13 protein-coding genes are annotated in these 16,454 nt (G+C 72.4%); 9 read left to right on the forward strand and 4 right to left on the reverse strand.

All coding sequences use genetic code 11. The features are described 5' to 3' along the window. The first annotated feature begins 89 nt into the window (after positions 1–89). The 6 genes from ACFVQG_RS30715 (at position 90) to ACFVQG_RS30740 (ending at position 6,619) form a co-directional block, all read left to right on the forward strand. Positions 90–1,133 carry a 3-isopropylmalate dehydrogenase gene (locus ACFVQG_RS30715; RefSeq protein ID WP_383389595.1) on the forward strand — a complete coding sequence of 348 codons (1,044 nt, stop codon included), beginning with the start codon at positions 90–92 and terminating at the stop codon, positions 1,131–1,133. Positions 1,134–1,387: 254 nt separating this feature from the next. Then, positions 1,388–2,476, forward strand: a complete 1,089-nt coding sequence (locus ACFVQG_RS30720; protein ID WP_383389597.1) for a branched-chain amino acid aminotransferase — start codon at positions 1,388–1,390, stop codon at positions 2,474–2,476. A gap of 129 nt (positions 2,477–2,605) precedes the next feature. Further along, complete coding sequence (gene ureA, locus ACFVQG_RS30725; protein WP_383389599.1) at positions 2,606–3,280, forward strand: urease subunit gamma; 675 nt, start codon at positions 2,606–2,608, stop codon at positions 3,278–3,280. Position 3,281: 1 nt separating this feature from the next. Beyond that, a complete protein-coding gene (locus tag ACFVQG_RS30730) occupies positions 3,282–4,952 on the forward strand; it encodes an urease subunit alpha (protein WP_383389601.1) in 1,671 nt (556 codons plus the stop codon). Positions 4,953–4,977: 25 nt separating this feature from the next. Then, positions 4,978–6,018 carry an agmatine/peptidylarginine deiminase gene (locus tag ACFVQG_RS30735; protein ID WP_383389603.1) on the forward strand — a complete coding sequence of 347 codons (1,041 nt, stop codon included), beginning with the start codon at positions 4,978–4,980 and terminating at the stop codon, positions 6,016–6,018. A gap of 10 nt (positions 6,019–6,028) precedes the next feature. Beyond that, positions 6,029–6,619, forward strand: coding sequence for a TetR/AcrR family transcriptional regulator (locus tag ACFVQG_RS30740; RefSeq protein ID WP_383389605.1), 591 nt, complete (start codon positions 6,029–6,031; stop codon positions 6,617–6,619). Between the two features lie 9 nt (positions 6,620–6,628). Here the strand turns inward: ACFVQG_RS30740 and ACFVQG_RS30745 are convergent, their stop codons facing one another. After that, complete coding sequence (locus ACFVQG_RS30745; RefSeq protein ID WP_383389606.1) at positions 6,629–7,858, reverse strand: CehA/McbA family metallohydrolase; 1,230 nt, start codon at positions 7,856–7,858, stop codon at positions 6,629–6,631. 399 nt (positions 7,859–8,257) lie between these two features. Here ACFVQG_RS30745 and cimA point away from each other — a divergent pair, with 399 nt between their 5' ends. Together cimA and ACFVQG_RS30755 are read left to right on the forward strand one after the other, a co-directional pair. Beyond that, a complete protein-coding gene (gene cimA / locus ACFVQG_RS30750; protein ID WP_383389608.1) occupies positions 8,258–9,871 on the forward strand; it encodes a citramalate synthase in 1,614 nt (537 codons plus the stop codon). A gap of 285 nt (positions 9,872–10,156) precedes the next feature. Then, a complete protein-coding gene (locus tag ACFVQG_RS30755; RefSeq protein WP_383389610.1) occupies positions 10,157–11,515 on the forward strand; it encodes a hypothetical protein in 1,359 nt (452 codons plus the stop codon). Between the two features lie 62 nt (positions 11,516–11,577). On the opposite strand, the gene ACFVQG_RS30760 is transcribed toward ACFVQG_RS30755, so the two are convergent. Continuing rightward, positions 11,578–12,132 carry a YceI family protein gene (locus ACFVQG_RS30760; protein ID WP_383389611.1) on the reverse strand — a complete coding sequence of 185 codons (555 nt, stop codon included), beginning with the start codon at positions 12,130–12,132 and terminating at the stop codon, positions 11,578–11,580. Positions 12,133–12,263: 131 nt separating this feature from the next. Here ACFVQG_RS30760 and ACFVQG_RS30765 point away from each other — a divergent pair, with 131 nt between their 5' ends. Next, positions 12,264–13,544, forward strand: a complete 1,281-nt coding sequence (locus tag ACFVQG_RS30765; protein ID WP_383389613.1) for a glycosyltransferase — start codon at positions 12,264–12,266, stop codon at positions 13,542–13,544. A gap of 150 nt (positions 13,545–13,694) precedes the next feature. Here ACFVQG_RS30765 and ACFVQG_RS30770 read toward each other — a convergent pair whose 3' ends face one another. Together ACFVQG_RS30770 and hpnR are read right to left on the reverse strand one after the other, a co-directional pair. Further along, positions 13,695–14,621, reverse strand: a complete 927-nt coding sequence (locus ACFVQG_RS30770; RefSeq protein ID WP_383389615.1) for a DMT family transporter — start codon at positions 14,619–14,621, stop codon at positions 13,695–13,697. A gap of 27 nt (positions 14,622–14,648) precedes the next feature. Next, positions 14,649–16,148 (reverse strand): hopanoid C-3 methylase HpnR, encoded by a 1,500-nt coding sequence (hpnR, locus tag ACFVQG_RS30775; RefSeq protein ID WP_383389951.1) that lies wholly within the window; start codon positions 16,146–16,148, stop codon positions 14,649–14,651. Between the last annotated feature and the right edge of the window lie 306 nt (positions 16,149–16,454).

Here is a 16,454-nt window from a genome sequence, read left to right on the forward strand (position 1 = left end):
GTGACGGGTTGACGCCGCGGGACACGGGTGCTGTCCGCATCGCGGACGGTGCGTGTCATCCCATGGGACGGGGGAGTAGGGTGCCCGTCATGTCTCGCAGCATCAATCTCGCAGTGATCCCCGGTGACGGCATCGGCCAGGAGGTCGTGACCGAAGGCCTCAAGGTCCTCTCCGCCGTCCTCCCGCAGGATGTGAAGCTGGAGACCCAGGAGTACGACTTCGGCGCCCGGCGCTACCACGCCACCGGTGAGACCCTCACCGACGCCGACCTCGACGCCCTCAAGCGGCACGACGCCATCCTGCTGGGCGCCATCGGCGACCCGGGCGTGCCCTCCGGCGTCCTGGAGCGCGGCTTCCTGCTCAAGCTCCGCTTCGCCTTCGACCACCACGTCAACCTGCGGCCGAGCAAGCTCCTCCCGGGTGTCGAGACGCCCCTGAAGGGCCAGCCGGAGATCGACTTCGTGGTGGTCCGCGAGGGCACCGAGGGCCCGTACACCGGCAACGGCGGCACCATCCGCAAGGGCACCGAGCACGAGGTCGCCACCGAGGTGTCCGTCAACACCGCCTTCGGCGTCGAGCGCGTCGTCCGGGACGCGTTCGCCCGCGCCCAGGCCCGCCCGCGCAAGAAGCTCACGCTGGTCCACAAGAACAACGTGCTGACCTTCGCGGGTCACCTGTGGACGAACATCTTCCACCAGGTGGCCGCCGAGTACCCCGAGGTCACCACCGAGTACATCCACGTCGACGCGGCGACGATCTACCTCGTCACCCAGCCCGAGCGGTTCGACGTCATCGTCACCGACAACCTCTTCGGCGACATCATCACCGACCTCGCCGCGGCCGTCTCCGGCGGCATCGGCGTCGCCGCGAGCGGGAACATCAACCCCTCCGGCGCGTTCCCGTCCATGTTCGAGCCCGTGCACGGCTCGGCCCCGGACATCGCCGGTCAGGGCAAGGCCGACCCCACGGCCACCGTCCTGTCCGTCGCCCTGCTCCTGCGCCACCTCGGCCTCGACGCCGAGGCGACCCGGATCGAGGACGCGGTCGCGGCCGACCTCGCCGAGCGCGTCGGCGGGCCCGCCCGCTCCACCGCCGAGATCGGCGACGCGCTCGCCGTACGAGTAACCGGCTGACCCGTCGGTTCCTCCTCAAGCCGCCGGGTCGCATCCGCACCCGGCGGCTTCCGCATGTCCCCGCCGGGTGCCACCATCAACCCCTGGGCCGCATTCACCCCCATTTCTTCCGTGTTTCTTCCACGGCGGGCCGCGCGCGATAATCGAACGCGGAGCCGCGGAATGAGGGAATGCTCGGACGTCCTAGCACTGGCCACTGGCAGTAACGGGCGTGAGCGCGGCCCGTCACTACAACCGGTGAAGGACAACCACTCATGACGACGCCCACGATCGAGCTGAAGCCCTCCGCGCACCCCCTCTCGGACGCCGAGCGGGAGGCCATACTGGCCAGTCCGGGGTTCGGCCGCCACTTCACCGACCACATGGTGACGATCAAGTGGACCGAGGGCCGCGGCTGGCACGAGGGCCAGCTCGTCCCGTACGCGCCGATCCCCCTCGACCCGGCCACCAACGTCCTGCACTACGCGCAGGAGATCTTCGAGGGCCTGAAGGCTTACCGCCGCCCGGACGGCTCGGTCGCCACCTTCCGCCCCGACCAGAACGCCCTGCGCTTCCAGCGCTCCGCCCGGCGCCTGGCGATGCCGGAGCTGCCGGTCGAGACGTTCATCGAGGCCTGTGACGCGCTGGTCCGCCAGGACCAGGCCTGGGTCCCGGCGCACGGCGGCGAGGAGTCCCTCTACCTGCGCCCCTTCATGATCGCCACCGAGGTCGGTCTCGGGGTGAAGCCCGCCAACGAGTACCTGTTCCTCGTCATCGCCTCCCCGGCGGGCGCCTACTTCCCCGGTGGCGTCAAGCCGGTCTCCATCTGGCTCTCCGAGGACCGCGTCCGCGCCGTCCCCGGCGGCATGGGCGACGCCAAGACCGGCGGCAACTACGCCGCCTCCCTGCTCGCCCAGGCCGAGGCCGCCGCCAAGGGCTGCGACCAGGTCTGCTACCTCGACGCGGTCGAGCACAAGTGGGTCGAGGAACTCGGCGGCATGAACCTGTACTTCGTGTACGGCAACAAGATCGTCACCCCCACCCTCACCGGCTCCATCCTGGAGGGCGTCACCCGCGACAGCCTCCTCACCGTCGCCCGCGACCTCGGCTACGAGGCCGAGGAGGGCCGCGTCTCCATCGACGACTGGCAGCGCGACGCCGAGAACGGCACCCTCACCGAGGTCTTCGCCTGCGGCACCGCCGCGGTGATCACGCCGGTGGGCACGGTCAAGCGCACGGGTGCGGAGTGGCAGCACTCGGGCGGTGAGCCGGGCGAGGCGACGATGCGGTTGCGCTCCGCGCTCCTTGACATCCAGCGGGGTACGGCCAAGGACACGCACGGCTGGATGCACCAGCTGGGCTGATCCCCGTCGGTCCCCTACGAGGCCCGCACCCGGTTCCGGGTGCGGGCCTCGGCGTTGTGCGCACCGGTTTTAGAGCGGCGTTCAAACCGGTTAGAGTGCTGCTCTAACACCGGAGGAGGTGCCCCCCTCATGCGACTGACCCCCACCGAACGCGACCGGCTGCTGCTGTTCGGCGCCGCCGAGCTGGCCCGCGCCCGCCGCGCCCGGGGACTGCGGCTGAACGTCCCCGAGGCCACCGCACTCATCGCGGACACCGTGTGCGAGGCCGCCCGGGACGGCAGACGGCTGGCCGAGGCCGTCGAGGCCGCCCGGTCGGTGCTCGGGCCCGACGACGTGCTGCCCGGCGTGGCGGACGTGGTCACCGAGGTGCACGTCGAGGCCGTCTTCGACGACGGCTCCCGGCTCGCGGTCGTCTCCGACCCCATCGGCGGCGGACAGGGCACCGACGCGCCGGGCGCCCTGCTGCCGGGGCCCGCGCACGAGGAGCCGGTGGCGGCGGTACGGCTCACGGTCACCAACACCGCGACCGTGCCGGTCTCCGTCACCTCCCACTTCCACTTCTTCGAGGCCAACCCGCGCCTGGACTTCGTGCGCGAACGCGCCTACGGGATGCGGCTGGCGGTGCCCGCCGGGTCCTCGGTGCGGTTCGGGCCGGGGGAGAGCGCCGAGGTCGGGCTCGTGCCCCTCGGGGGCGCGCGGGTCGCCATCGGGTTCGCCGGGCTCGTCGACGGGCCGCTGGACGCGCCCGGCGCCCGGCAGGAGGCCCTGCGCCGGGCCGCCGCCTGCGGATATCTGGGGGCCTGACATGGACCCGTACGAGTACGCGTCGGTGCACGGGCCGCGCGCCGGGGACCGGATCCGGCTGGGCGACTCCGGGCTGGTGATCCGCGTCGAGTCCGACGCGCAGCGCTACGGCGACGAGTTCCTGGCCGGTTTCGGCAAGACCGCCCGCGACGGACTGCACCTCAAGGCCGCCGCCGTGCGCGACACCTGTGACGTCGTCATCAGCAACGTCGTCGTGATCGACGCCGTGCAGGGCATCCGCAAGGTGTCCATCGGCATCCGCGAGGGGCGGATCCACGCGATCGGCCGGGCCGGGAACCCCGACACCCTCGACGGCGTGGACGTCGTGGTCGGCACCGGCACCTCCATCGTGTCCGGCGAGGGGCTCATCGCCACCGCCGGGGCGGTCGACACCCATGTCCACCTGCTGTCGCCGCGGATCATGGAGGCCTCGCTGGCGTCCGGGGTGACCACGATCATCGGGCAGGAGTTCGGTCCCGTCTGGGGCGTCGGCGTCAACTCGCCCTGGGCGCTGCGGCACGCGTTCAACGCCTTCGACGCCTGGCCGGTCAACATCGGCTTCCTGGGCCGGGGTTCGTCGTCCGACCCGGCGCCCCTGGTGGAGGCGCTGGCCGAGGGCGGCGCGTCCGGGTTCAAGGTGCACGAGGACATGGGCGCCCACACGCGCGCCCTGGACACCGCGCTGCGCGTCGCCGAGGAGCACGACGTCCAGGTGGCCCTGCACAGCGACGGCCTGAACGAGTGCCTGTCGGTGGAGGACACCCTGCGCGTCCTGGAGGGCCGCACCATCCACGCCTTCCACATCGAGGGCTGCGGCGGCGGACACGTCCCGAACGTGCTGAAGATGGCGGGCGTCCCCCACGTCATCGGCTCCTCCACCAACCCCACCCTGCCCTTCGGCCGGGACGCGGTCGCCGAGCACTACGGCATGATCGTCTCCGTCCACGACCTGAAGACCGACCTGCCGGGCGACGCCGCCATGGCCCGCGACCGCATCCGCGCCGGGACCATGGGCGCCGAGGACGTGCTGCACGACCTGGGCGCGATCGGCATCACCTCGTCCGACGCGCAGGGCATGGGCCGGGCGGGGGAGACCGTCCGCCGTACGTTCGCCATGGCCGGGAAGATGAAGGCCGAGTTCGGTGCCCCCGGCGACCACGACAACGATCGCGTCCTGCGCTACATCGCCAAGCTGACCGTCAACCCGGCCCTCGCGCACGGGCTCTCCCACGAGGTGGGGTCGATCGAGGTCGGCAAGCTCGCCGACATCGTGCTGTGGCGGCCGGAGTACTTCGGCGCCAAGCCGCAGCTGGTGCTGAAGGCGGGCTTCCCGGCGTACGGCGTGGTCGGCGACCCCAACGCCGCCACCGACACCTGCGAACCCCTCGTCCTGGGCCCGCAGTTCGGAGCGCACGGCGCCGCCGCGGCGGACCTCTCCGTCGCCTTCGTGGCGCGGGCCGCCCTCGACCAGGGCCACGACACCATGCCGACCCGCCGCCGCCGGGTCGCCGTGCGCGGCACGCGGGGCATCGGACCTGCCGACCTGCGGCTGAACTCCCGTACCGGCTCCGTCGACGTGGACCAGCGCACCGGTCTGGTCACCCTCGACGGTGAGCCACTGCGCTCCGGGCCCGCCGACACGGTCTCCCTCAACCGCCTGTACTTCCTCTGAAGACCCGAAACTCCAAGGACCCGAGATGTCTGCTGCCTCCGACGGCTTCCGCATGCCCGCCGAGTGGGCCCCGCACGAACGCACCTGGATGGCCTGGCCGGGTGCCAACCCGACCTTCGACGACCCGCGGGAGCTGGCGGACGCCCGGGCCGCCTGGGCCTCGGTCGCCCGTGCCGTCCGCCGCTTCGAACCGGTGACGGTGGTGTGCGGGCCCGGTCAGTCGGCCGACGCCCGCGCGCTCCTCGGCGACGGCGTCGACACCGTCGAGCGGGAACTCGACGACGCCTGGATGCGGGACATCGGACCCACCTTCCTCACCGACGGCAAGGGACGACTGGCCGCCGTCGACTGGACGTTCAACGGCTGGGGCGCCCAGAGCTGGGCCCGCTGGGAGCACGACGCGAAGATCGCCGCGTACGTCTCCGACCTGGCCGGTTCCTCGCGGACGTACGCCTCCCGGCTCGTCAACGAGGGCGGGGCGATCCATGTCGACGGGGAGGGCACGGTCCTGCTCACGGAGACCGTGCAGCTCGGCCCGGAGCGCAATCCGCGCTGGACGCGCGAGGAGGTCGAGGCGGAGATCCACGGCATGCTGGGCACCCGCAAGGCGATCTGGCTGCCGCGCGGCCTCACCGCCGACTACCCCCCGTACGGCTACGGCACCCTCGGCCATGTCGACATCGTCGCCGCCTTCGCCCGCCCCGGTGTGGTCGTCGCCCACCACCAGCCGGACCCGGCGCACCCCGACCACGAGGTGACGCGGGAGGTCATCGGCCTGCTGCGGTCGCAGACCGACGCGCGGGGCCGCCGCATCGAGGTCGTCGAGGTGCCCGCCCCGACCGTCCTGGAGGCCGACGGCCACTGGGCCGACTACTCCTACATCAACCACTACCTCTGCAACGGCGGGGTCGTGCTGTGCGGCTTCGACGACCCGCGCGACGAGATCGCCGCGGGCGTCTTCCGGCGGCTGTTCCCCGAACGGACCGTGACCCTCGTCGACGCGCGTACGATCTTCGCCGGTGGAGGGGGCATCCACTGCGTCACCCAGCAGCAGCCGAGGAGCTAGGAGCCGTTCGATGGCCGGTGCCCAGCGCAGGCCCGCGCCGCCGCGCGAGGACGTCCTCGCCGCCGCCATGCAGATGATCGCCGAGCGCGGCCTGGAGAAGCTCACCATGGCGGCGCTCGGCCGCGAGGTGGGGATGAGCAGCGGCCACCTCCTGTACTACTTCCGCTCCAAGGACGAGTTGCTGCTGCGCACCCTGGAGTGGAGCGAGGGACGGCTCGGCGAGGAGCGCGGACGGCTGCTGGCCCGGACCGCGCCCGCCCGCGAACGGCTCGACGCCTACGTGGACCTGTACGTGCCCGACGGTCACCGCGATCCGCACTGGACGCTGTGGCTGGAGGTCTGGAACCGCTCGCAGAACGCCGACGACGCCGCCCGCGAGCGCCAGGCCGCCATCGAGGGGGCCTGGCACCGCGATCTGGTGGCGCTGCTCACCGAGGGCGTCTCGCGCGGCGAGTTCCGCCCGGTCGACCCCGACCGCTTCGCCGCCCGGCTGCGCGCCCTCCTCGACGGCTTCTCCATCCATGTCGCGATCGGGCTGCGGGGGACGGACCGGGGGCAGATCCTCTGGCATGTGCGGGAGTTCCTGGACGAAGGGCTGTGAGCGCCTGTCCTAACCCTGGAGCCACCACGGGCTGGAGTAGGCCACGCCCCAGTCGTTGCAGGGGTGGCCGTCCGGGCCCGGGGTGCCGTTGGCCTGGCTCGGGTCGGAGACGCGCAGGACGACCCAGTTCCCGTCGGCGGTGTTCAGCGGGACCGTGAACTCGGTGATCCGGCCGGACGTCGTCGGGATCACGTCGACGACCTCGGGCGCCCGGCTGCCCGGCCGCAGCACCTGGATGTGCAGCGGCTTGCCCACCCACTCCGCGCCCCGGTCCAGGTCGACCCGGAAGCGCACGTCACCGGCGGTGAAGGGCAGTTGCCCGCCCATCCGCACCCCGGCCGCGGTGGCGTCCAGGCGCAGCCCGGAGACCCGGGTGGCGAAGAAGCGGCGGGCGCGCATGGCCTCCAGCACCCCGGCCCGGGTGTTCTCCGTGACCCACAGCCCGCTGCGGCCCTTGCCCTCGGGGAAGCCCCAGTCGGTGCCGTGCTCGTCGGTCACGCCGGTCAGGCCGGTGCGCCAGCCCGCGTTCAGGCAGGCCACCAGCGGGGAGGTGGTGCCGGACGACCAGCCCTCGAAGAGGTAGTCGTCGGTGCGGTTGAACATCTCCAGGCTGACCATGCGGTCCCGGGCGGCGGCGTTGAAGCCGAAGTCGTTGAACCGCAGCGCCTCCCGGCCCGGGTGGTTGAAACCGGCCACCGCGTCCCGGGCGGTCAGCCAGCTGAAGAAGGCGCTCATGCCGGGCGCGGCGACGAGGTCCACGAAGCTGTCCGAGAACCAGACGTTGGCGTGGCCGAGCAGCGAGTGCGACCACTCGAAGCCGCGCAGGGCGGTGTAGACGCCGGGGACGTTGGCGGCGTCGGCGAGTTCGGCCGTGCGGCGCCACTCGGAGGAACTGAGGCCCTCGATGGCGAAGACGGTGCTGTGGTCGGTGAGCGCGGCGACGTCCAGGCCCGCGTTCCGCATGGAGCCGTAGGCCAGCGCCGGGTCGCCGTCGCCGTCCGACATCGCGGTGTGGTTGTGCAGGTCGGCGTGGACCAGGGTGGTGCCCTGGGTGATCAGCGAGGCACGGTCGGCGCCGGTGCGGGCGGCGACCGCGGTGCCGTCGAGGGCGGTACGGGTGGTGGCGGCCTGGGCGGTGCCGGGGGCGGCGGCGAGGAACAGCAGGCCCCCGGCGGCGGCGCCGAGCACGGTACGACGGCTGGGGGAGTGGTCGTGGTCGTGTGCGTGTCTGTCTGCCATGCCACCAGGGCACCGCGTTGGCAGGAACATGTCGAGACCATGGGCCGTGCCGGAGGTGAACTGCGCATGAGCACACCCGCATGCGACGTAAACGTGGGATTCCCGCCCGAATCCTGAGACAGCGGTGAACGCCGGTGACCGTCTGTGCCAGACTGCCCCCGTGCTCTCGTTCGCCATGATTATTGGCAGCAGGCGCGCCGGTCCGCAGTGACCGCCACGTACGACCAGGTACGGGCGGACACCGTCGTCCTCGACCCGCGCGCAGACCTCTCGCACCCGCGAGGGGTTTTTCTTTTGCCCGGACCATCCCATACCGGGCAAGGAGCGTAAGGGACCATAAGGGGGACGGTGGAGCCGGTCATTCCGGTAGACCGAGATCAACTCAGGAGCCTTCAGACCATGACCGAGACGGCAACCAGCGAGCTGGACGACTCATTCCACGTCTTCGACACCACCCTGCGCGACGGCGCGCAGCGGGAGGGCATCAACCTCACCGTCGCGGACAAGCTGACCATCGCACGGCACCTGGACGACTTCGGCGTGGGCTTCATCGAGGGCGGCTGGCCCGGCGCCAACCCGCGAGACACCGAGTTCTTCGCCCGCGCCCAGCAGGAGATCGAGTTCCGGCACGCCCAGCTCGTCGCCTTCGGCGCGACCCGCCGCGCGGGCGCCAAGGCATCCGAGGACCCGCAGGTCAGGGCGTTGCTGGAGTCCGGCGCCCCGGTGATCACGCTGGTCGCCAAGTCCCACGACCGGCATGTGGAGCTGGCCCTGCGCACCACCCTCGACGAGAACCTGGCGATGGTCCGCGACACCGTCTCCCACCTGAAGGAGCAGGGCCGCCGCGTCTTCGTCGACTGCGAGCACTTCTTCGACGGCTACCGCGCGAACCCCGAGTACGCCAAGGCGGTCGTGCGTACGGCGTCGCAGGCGGGCGCCGACGTGGTCGTCCTGTGCGACACCAACGGCGGCATGCTCCCGGCGCAGGTGCAGGCCGTCGTAGCGACGGTCCTGGCCGACACCGGCGCCCGGCTCGGCATCCACGCCCAGGACGACACCGGCTGCGCGGTCGCCAACACCCTCGCCGCGGTGGACGCGGGCGCCACGCACGTGCAGTGCACGGCCAACGGCTACGGCGAGCGCGTCGGCAACGCCAACCTCTTCCCGGTCGTCGCCGCCCTGGAGCTGAAGTACGGCAAGAAGGTCCTCCCCGAGGGCCGCCTGCGCGAGATGACCCGCATCTCGCACGCCATCGCCGAGGTCGTCAACCTCACCCCCTCCACCCACCAGCCCTACGTCGGCGTCTCCGCCTTCGCCCACAAGGCGGGCCTGCACGCCTCCGCCATCAAGGTCGACCCCGACCTCTACCAGCACATCGACCCCGAACAGGTCGGCAACACCATGCGGATGCTGGTCTCCGACATGGCGGGCCGCGCTTCCGTCGAGCTGAAGGGCAAGGAACTCGGCATCGACCTGGGCGGCGACCGGGAACTGGTCGGCCGGGTCGTCGAGCGGGTCAAGGAACGCGAACTCAAGGGCTACACCTACGAGGCCGCCGACGCCAGCTTCGAACTCCTGCTGCGCGCCGAGGCACAGGGCGGCAGTCCGCTGCGCTACTTCGCGTGCGAATCCTGGCGCGCCATCGTCGAGGACCGCCCCGACGGCACCCACGCCAACGAGGCCACCGTCAAGCTCTGGGCCAAGGGCGAGCGCATCGTCGCCACCGCCGAGGGCAACGGCCCGGTCAACGCCCTCGACCGCGCCCTGCGCGTCGCCCTGGAGAAGATCTACCCCCAGCTCGCCAAGCTGGACCTCGTCGACTACAAGGTCCGCATCCTCGAAGGCGTCCACGGCACCCAGTCCACCACCCGCGTCCTGATCTCCACGACCGACGGCACCGGCGAGTGGTCCACGGTGGGCGTCGCCGAGAACGTCATCGCCGCGTCCTGGCAGGCCCTGGAGGACGCGTACACCTACGGCTTGCTGAGGGCGGGGGTACAGCCCGCGGAGTAACCGGGGAACCGGCGGCAGGGCATCGCCTTGAGGGGCGCGGGGAACCGGCGGTAGGGCATCGCCCTGAGGGGCGCGGGGAACCGGCGGTAGGGCATCGCCTTGAGGGGCGCGGGGGACCGGTGGCAGGGCATCGCCCTGAGGGGCGCGGGGAACTGCGCGACCGGCCCCCACCACCCGCACCCGGCCACGGACCCCAAGCCCCCGGGACGGCCCCCGGCGCGAAGCGCAAAAACCCGCGCCGGGGCGCACACCCGTTTCCTGCCGAATTCGGGTAGCTTCGAAGATATGAAGGCCACCTTGGTGCGCACTTCCGCACGCTTGCTGCTCGTGCCCATCGCCGCCACCCTGGCGATACTGATGGCCGGCGCGCCGGCCACCCACGCCGCCACCGACCTCTCCACCGTCGCCGCGGCCCTCCGTGAGAGTCCGGTGTACGTCGACCCGGCCGCCTCCGACCTGCTCTCGGAGGCGGACGCCGAGGCGCTGGCCGACAAGATCGAGGACGCGGACAAGCCCGTCTTCGTGGCGGTCCTCCCCGGCGGCTTCCCCACCCAGAACCTCTTCCAGAACCTGCGCACCGAGACCGGGATCACCGGCCTGTACGGCGTCAGGCTGGGCGACGAGTTCGACGCCCGCGCCGACAGCGCCGTGATGAGCAACCAGGGCGTGTCCAACCTGGTCACCTCGGTGCAGGGCGCGGGAGACCCCAAGGCCCAGCTGAACGACTTCGTCGACGGCGCCCTGCGCAACGTCGGCGGCTCGGCGCCGAGCAGTTGGAGCGAGGGCGGCTCCGACGGCGTGTCCACGGGCGCGCTGATCACGGTCGGCACGGTGCTGGTGGCCGGTGGCGCGGGCGCGTACACGCTGGTCCGCCGCAACCGCCGCAGGCACGAGGAGGAGCAGCGGGCCGCGCTGGAGAAGCTGCGGGTGGTGGTCGACGAGGACATCACCGCCTTCGGCGAGGAGCTGGAGCGCCTCGACTTCCACCCCGGCGAGTCCGGCGCCACCGACGCGATGCGCGAGGACTACGAACGCGCCCTCGACGCCTACGACAAGGCGAAGACGCACATGGCGACCGCGGCGAAACCGGAGGATGTGCGCCCGGTCACCCAGTGCCTGGACGACGGCCGCTTCTTCCTGGCCCAGCTCGCCGCCCGCCGCGAGAGCCGCCCGCTGCCGCAGCGCCGCTCGCCCTGCTTCTTCGACCCCCGGCACGGCCTGTCGGTCGCGGACGCCGAGTGGGCCCCGGAGGGCGGCGCGCCGCGTGACGTCCCGGTGTGCGCGGCCGACCGCGCCCGGCTCGCCGAGGGCCGCGACCCGATGGTCCGCGAGGTCGCCACCGACTCCGGCGCCCGCCGCCCGTACTGGGAAGCGGGCCCCGCGTACGGCCCCTGGGCGGGCGGCTACTTCGGCGGCGGCCTGCTCCCGGCCCTGCTCGTCGGCACCCTGCTCGGCAACATGATGGCCACCTCGGCCTACGCCGCCGACTACGGCTCCGGTTACGGCGACTTCGGCGGCGCCGGGTACGAGGGCGGCGATGTCTCCGGCGCCGACTTCAGCGGCGGTGACTTCGGCGGTGACTTCGGCGGTGGCGGGGACTGGGGCGGCGGCCTCGGGGGCGGTGACTTCGGCGGCGGCTTCTGAGGCAGGGCTTGGACGGCGACGCGCCCGGCCTCCTGGTGGGAGGCCGGGCGCGTCGTCGGGTGTCAGGCGTTCTTGATCGCCGAGATGTCGAAGTTCAGCTTGATCTTGTCCGAGACCAGGAACCCGCCGGTCTCCAGCGTCGCGTTCCAGGTCAGGCCCCACTCGGAGCGCAGGATCGTGGCCTTGCCCTCGAAGCCGACGCGCTCGTTGCCGAACGGGTCCTTCGCGATGCCGTTGAACTCCAGGTCGATGGTGATCGGCTTGGTGACACCGAGCAGCGACAGGTCGCCGGTGATGCGGTAGTCGTCGCCGCCCAGCGCTTCGGCCGAGGTGGACCGGAAGGTCATGGTCGGGAACTCGTCGGTCTTGAAGAAGTCGGCGCTCTTGAGATGACCGTCGCGGTCGGCGTTGCCGGTGTCGATGCTGTCCATCTTCACGTCGAGGGACGCGGTGGATTTGCTCGGGTCCGTGCCGTCCAGGTGCAGCGAGCCGCTGAAGTCGAGGAACTTGCCCTTGACGTTGGTCACCATGGCGTGCCGGGCGACGAAGCCCAGGGTCGTGTGGGCCGGGTCGATGGTGTAGTCGCCGGTCAGCGCGGCAAGGTTCTGGTCGCTCATGACGCCCTCCTCTGTAAGTTGAATGTTCAACGAGTCCAACACGGTCGACGGTAGACCTATTCCTTTCAGGTTTCAACGTCAACGGAGGTGTGTCGTGATTGGGCCACCCGGCGCGGTGGTACCCAGTGATCGTGAACTCGGTCGCTGTTCTGGTCGAGCTGACGCGGAACCCCATGTCGGGCGGCCAGGTCAAGTGCTGGGAGCGGTTCGCGGAGGCAGCCGCGCGGCTCCCGGAGGAACTGCCGGACGGCCCGGTTCCGGACCTCACCGTGTACTTCCTGGGGGAGCGGGACCGGGTCGAGACCCTCTCACCGCACGTCCGGTTCGTCATGCTGCGGCCGGTGCTCAGCACCGCCGCGCTGATGTCGGCCGACGGGGCGGCGGACGCCTCCGACCTCGCGCCGTACCACCACCGGCTCGCCACGTTGCTGCCCCGGCACGACGTCTGGCACCTCACGCACAGCTTCGCCTACGCCACCACCGCCGTACGGCTGGCCCGCGCCGCGGCCCGCAGGGGCCCCCGGGTGCCGCGCCTGGTGGCCTCCGTGCACACCGACGTCCCCAAGCTGACCTCGGTCTACACCCGCTACTTCGCCGACCGCGGGCTGCCGCTGCCCGGCGACCTCCTCGCGGACCGCACGGAGCGCTGGCTGCGCCGCCGCCGCGACCGGCTGCTGAACGCCTGCGAACGCGTCCTCGTCCCCACCCCCGCCGGGCGGGCGGAGTTCGCCCCGCTGCTCGGCCCGCACCGGGTCTCCCTGCTGCGCCGCGGCACCGACCACGACCGCTTCCACCCCGACCCCACCGCCCGCGCCCGGCTGGCCCGGCGCTACGGCCTCCCGACCGACCGCCCGCTGGTGCTGTTCGCGGGCCGCCTCGACGCCTCCAAGGGACTGCCGCTGCTGGCGCGGAGCCTACGGCTGCTGCACGCCCGGGGCGGGCGCGCGCACCTCGTCATGGCGGGCTCGGGCGCGGAGGCCGACGCCGTCCACCGGCTGCTCGGCACCGACGCCACCCTGCTCGGCCCGCTCCCGCAGGAACGGCTCGCCCCGGTCTACGCGGGCTGCGACGTCTTCGCCTTCCCGTCCCGCACCGAGACCTGCGGCAACGTCGTCGCCGAGGCGATGGCCAGCGGCCTCGCCGTGCTGCTCCCGGAGGGCGCCGCGACCACCCAGTGGCTCACGGCCCCCGGCCGGGACGGCATCGTCGTCCCCGACGACGACCCGCACACCTGGGCCGACGCCCTCTCCACCCTCGTATCGCACCCCGGTCACCTGGCCACGGTCCGCACCCACGCGGCAGCCACGGCCCGCCACCATCACCCCACCTGGGACCGCGTCCTCACCGAGGATCTGCTGCCCCACTGGACACCCGTCAGCGCTTACGGCACGACCCACGTCCGCGCGGCGTGAGCGACGGGTCCCGGCCGACCCGCGTCGGCTGGAGCGTCGCGCGGTCGGTGTCCGGTCGCCGTGGGCCCGCCCTCGAACCTCCGCCGATACCGAGTCCCCGGTGCCCGGGCCGCAAGGCAGCCCGCCGGAGCGGCTGCGCACGCGGGACCGTCACGCCCGGCCCCCCGACTCACCCCCGTCCCTCGGCTCCCTCCCCGGCCGCCGCCCGTGCAGCGCCGCGATGAGCGGCGACGTGTCCAGGCTGACGATCCCCGCGCCCACGCACACCAGCCCCGCCACCGTGACCGCCGTGACCGGCCACCCCGCGCTCACCGTCTCGCCGAACAGCGTCGTGCCCACGGTGACGGCGACCACCGGCTCGGTCGCGTCGATGACCGTCACGCTCGCCGCCAGCGGCCCCTGCTGGAACGCGCTCTGGATCAGCAGCAGCCCGCCGACGCTGGCGATCACCAGCACATACGTCTGCCAGGCGGCGAGCGCCGAGAGCAGCCCATGACGAAGCCGGTCCACGGTCGCGGCCAGCAGGACCGACTGGGTGCCCATCACCGCCCCCGCCGCCAGCGCGGTCGCCGACGCCCGCCACGGTCCCGTCAGCACCCGCCCCACGGCGAGCGCGGCGCACACCAGCGCCGCGGTGGCGCCGAGGACCAGCAGCCAGGACCCCAGCCCGGCCGCCTCCGGACGACCACCCCGGGGCCGCGCCGAGGCCAGAGCCAGCCCCAGCCCCACGGCCACCGCCAGCGTGCCGAACCACTCCCGCCGCCCCAGCCGCATCCGGTACAGCCGCGCCGACAACGGCACCGCGAACACCAACTCCGCCACGATCAACGGCTGTACGAGGCTCAGCGGCCCGAACGCGAGAGCCAGCGACTGGAAGCCGTACGCGAGCACCGCGAGAGCGATGCCGCACAGCCAGAGCCGGTCCCGCGCCAGATGGCGCAGGAGCCGCAGGGAGAGCGCCTCGGTGTCCGGGCGGGAGGCGGCGGCCCACTGCTGCAGCACCCCCGCGACGGCGAAGCAGCCGCCCGCGGCGAGCGAGGCCGGGACGGCGATCGCCAGGACGCTTCCGTCCGCCACGGCACACCGCCCCCGCGCCCGGCGGCGCTACTCGGCGACCCGGCGGGTCGGCGCGCCCTGCGTCGCCCCGCGCGTGTGGACGTACAGCTGCCGCCGGTCGCCGACGTCGAGGCGCTTGGGCAGGGGCAGCTCGTAGCGGACCGGCATGCGGTGGTCGGCGAGCTGGCGCTCGGGGTTGTAGACCTTGTTGAACTTCCACAGCATGCGGGCGAAGTTGGTCTGCCCGTGCAGCAGGTTGCGGCCGAGGATCCGCGCCGCGCCGAAGGCGGTGCGCAGGCCCAGGTGCTTGCGGTTGATCACCGCCTGGGTGCGCACGAGTTCCTCGTAGAAGCGCTCCAGCGGGAGCGTCGTGGGGACCACGGCGTGCTGGATGTCGAAGAGGCGGTAGTCGCGGGTGGTCAGGCGGCGCGACTCGGTGTGCCAGATCTCGGTGCCGGGGTACGGCGTCATCACCGTGAAGTGCACGATCTCCGGTACGGCCAGCGCGAACTCCCGTACGACACGGAACTGTTCCTCGTCCCAGGCCGGGTCGACGATGAGGTTGATCGCCACGGTGATGCCGATCTTGCGGGCCGTCTCCAGGGCCCGGATGTTGTCGTCGGGGCTGACGCGCTTGCGGTACAGGTCCAGGCCCTCGGCGTCGATCGCCTCCATGCCGAGGAACATGTAGCGCAGCCCCAGGCGGGCCCAGCGTTCGAAGACCTCCGGGTGGCGCAGCAGCACATCGCTACGGGTCTCCAGGTAGTAGTGCTTGCGGATCCGGCGCCGCTCCACCTCGGCGGCGATGGCGTCCCCGTGCTCGGGCCGGATGAACGCCACGTCGTCGACGATGAACACGTTCGGCTCCCGGATGCTCGCCAGCTCGGCGGCGGCCGACTCCGGGGACGCCTTGCGGTAGCTGCGGCCGTAGAACGTCCACGCCGAGCAGAAGGAGCAGTCCCACGGGCAGCCGCGGGTGAACTCGATGGACGCGCAGGGGTCCAGTTCGCCGATGAAGTAGCGGCGGCGGTTGCGCATCAGGTCCCGGGCCGGGAGCGGCGAGTCGATGCTGTGCAGCATCAGCGGCGCGGGCCCCCGCCCGGCCGCGGTGACGACACCGGGCACCCCCTCCACGCCCCCGTCGCGCACCGCCTCCAGCAGCGGCGCGATCGCGGGCTCGCCCTCGCCGCGCACCACGGCGTCCACCGCGCCGTGCGCCTGCTGGAGCACCTCCTCGGCGACGAAGGACACGCTGTGGCCGCCGAGGAAGACGAAGCAGCCCGGCACCACCCGCTTGACCCGGGTGGCCAGTTCGATGGCCTCCGGGATGTTGGCCAGGTAGTTCAGCGAGATGCCGAGCGCTTCGGGCCGGAAGGACATCACCTCACGGCGCAGCCGTTCCTCGCCGAGCACCTGCCGGTCCACGACCCGCACCTCGTGCCCGGCGTCGCGGGCGGCGCCCGCCACCCGTTCCAGGCCGAGGGGTTCGAGCCGCAGGAAGATCTCGGAGTACATCAGGGCGCTGGGGTGGACGAGCAGCACGCGCATGGTCACCTCGCCACGTAAGCCGACGGAACCGGAACGCGGAAGCTTCCGGGGTTTCCCCTTCGTATCCCGGCAAACCCCCGCCGCGTACCGCCCGTACCGCCGCCTGGCGGCACGGCGCGGCCCGCAGGAGTGGTCCCGGCCCGTGGGGTACCGGTATTCACACGAACGGCTCCACCACTGGCGCGGCCCGCCCGGGTGGCGGTGTCCTGGAAGCCGGGAGGGACCCGCATCCGGGACACATCGGGCACGACCCCACCGTCCAGCCCCACCGGACCGAACAGCCCAGGGAGACCGCCAAGTGACCCA

Source organism: Streptomyces sp. NPDC057877 (genome assembly GCF_042796855.1).
Taxonomy (GTDB): Bacteria; Actinomycetota; Actinomycetes; order Streptomycetales; family Streptomycetaceae; genus Streptomyces.

Coding starts and splice junctions, on each gene's coding strand:
- ACFVQG_RS30715 (WP_383389595.1), top strand. CDS start 90: ATGTCTCGCAGCATCAATCTCGCAGTGATCCCCGGTGACGGCATCGGC.
- ACFVQG_RS30720 (WP_383389597.1), top strand. CDS start 1,388: ATGACGACGCCCACGATCGAGCTGAAGCCCTCCGCGCACCCCCTCTCG.
- ureA (WP_383389599.1), top strand. CDS start 2,606: ATGCGACTGACCCCCACCGAACGCGACCGGCTGCTGCTGTTCGGCGCC.
- ACFVQG_RS30730 (WP_383389601.1), top strand. CDS start 3,282: ATGGACCCGTACGAGTACGCGTCGGTGCACGGGCCGCGCGCCGGGGAC.
- ACFVQG_RS30735 (WP_383389603.1), top strand. CDS start 4,978: ATGTCTGCTGCCTCCGACGGCTTCCGCATGCCCGCCGAGTGGGCCCCG.
- ACFVQG_RS30740 (WP_383389605.1), top strand. CDS start 6,029: ATGGCCGGTGCCCAGCGCAGGCCCGCGCCGCCGCGCGAGGACGTCCTC.
- ACFVQG_RS30745 (WP_383389606.1), bottom strand. CDS start 7,858: ATGGCAGACAGACACGCACACGACCACGACCACTCCCCCAGCCGTCGT.
- cimA (WP_383389608.1), top strand. CDS start 8,258: ATGACCGAGACGGCAACCAGCGAGCTGGACGACTCATTCCACGTCTTC.
- ACFVQG_RS30755 (WP_383389610.1), top strand. CDS start 10,157: ATGAAGGCCACCTTGGTGCGCACTTCCGCACGCTTGCTGCTCGTGCCC.
- ACFVQG_RS30760 (WP_383389611.1), bottom strand. CDS start 12,132: ATGAGCGACCAGAACCTTGCCGCGCTGACCGGCGACTACACCATCGAC.
- hpnR (WP_383389951.1), bottom strand. CDS start 16,148: ATGCGCGTGCTGCTCGTCCACCCCAGCGCCCTGATGTACTCCGAGATC.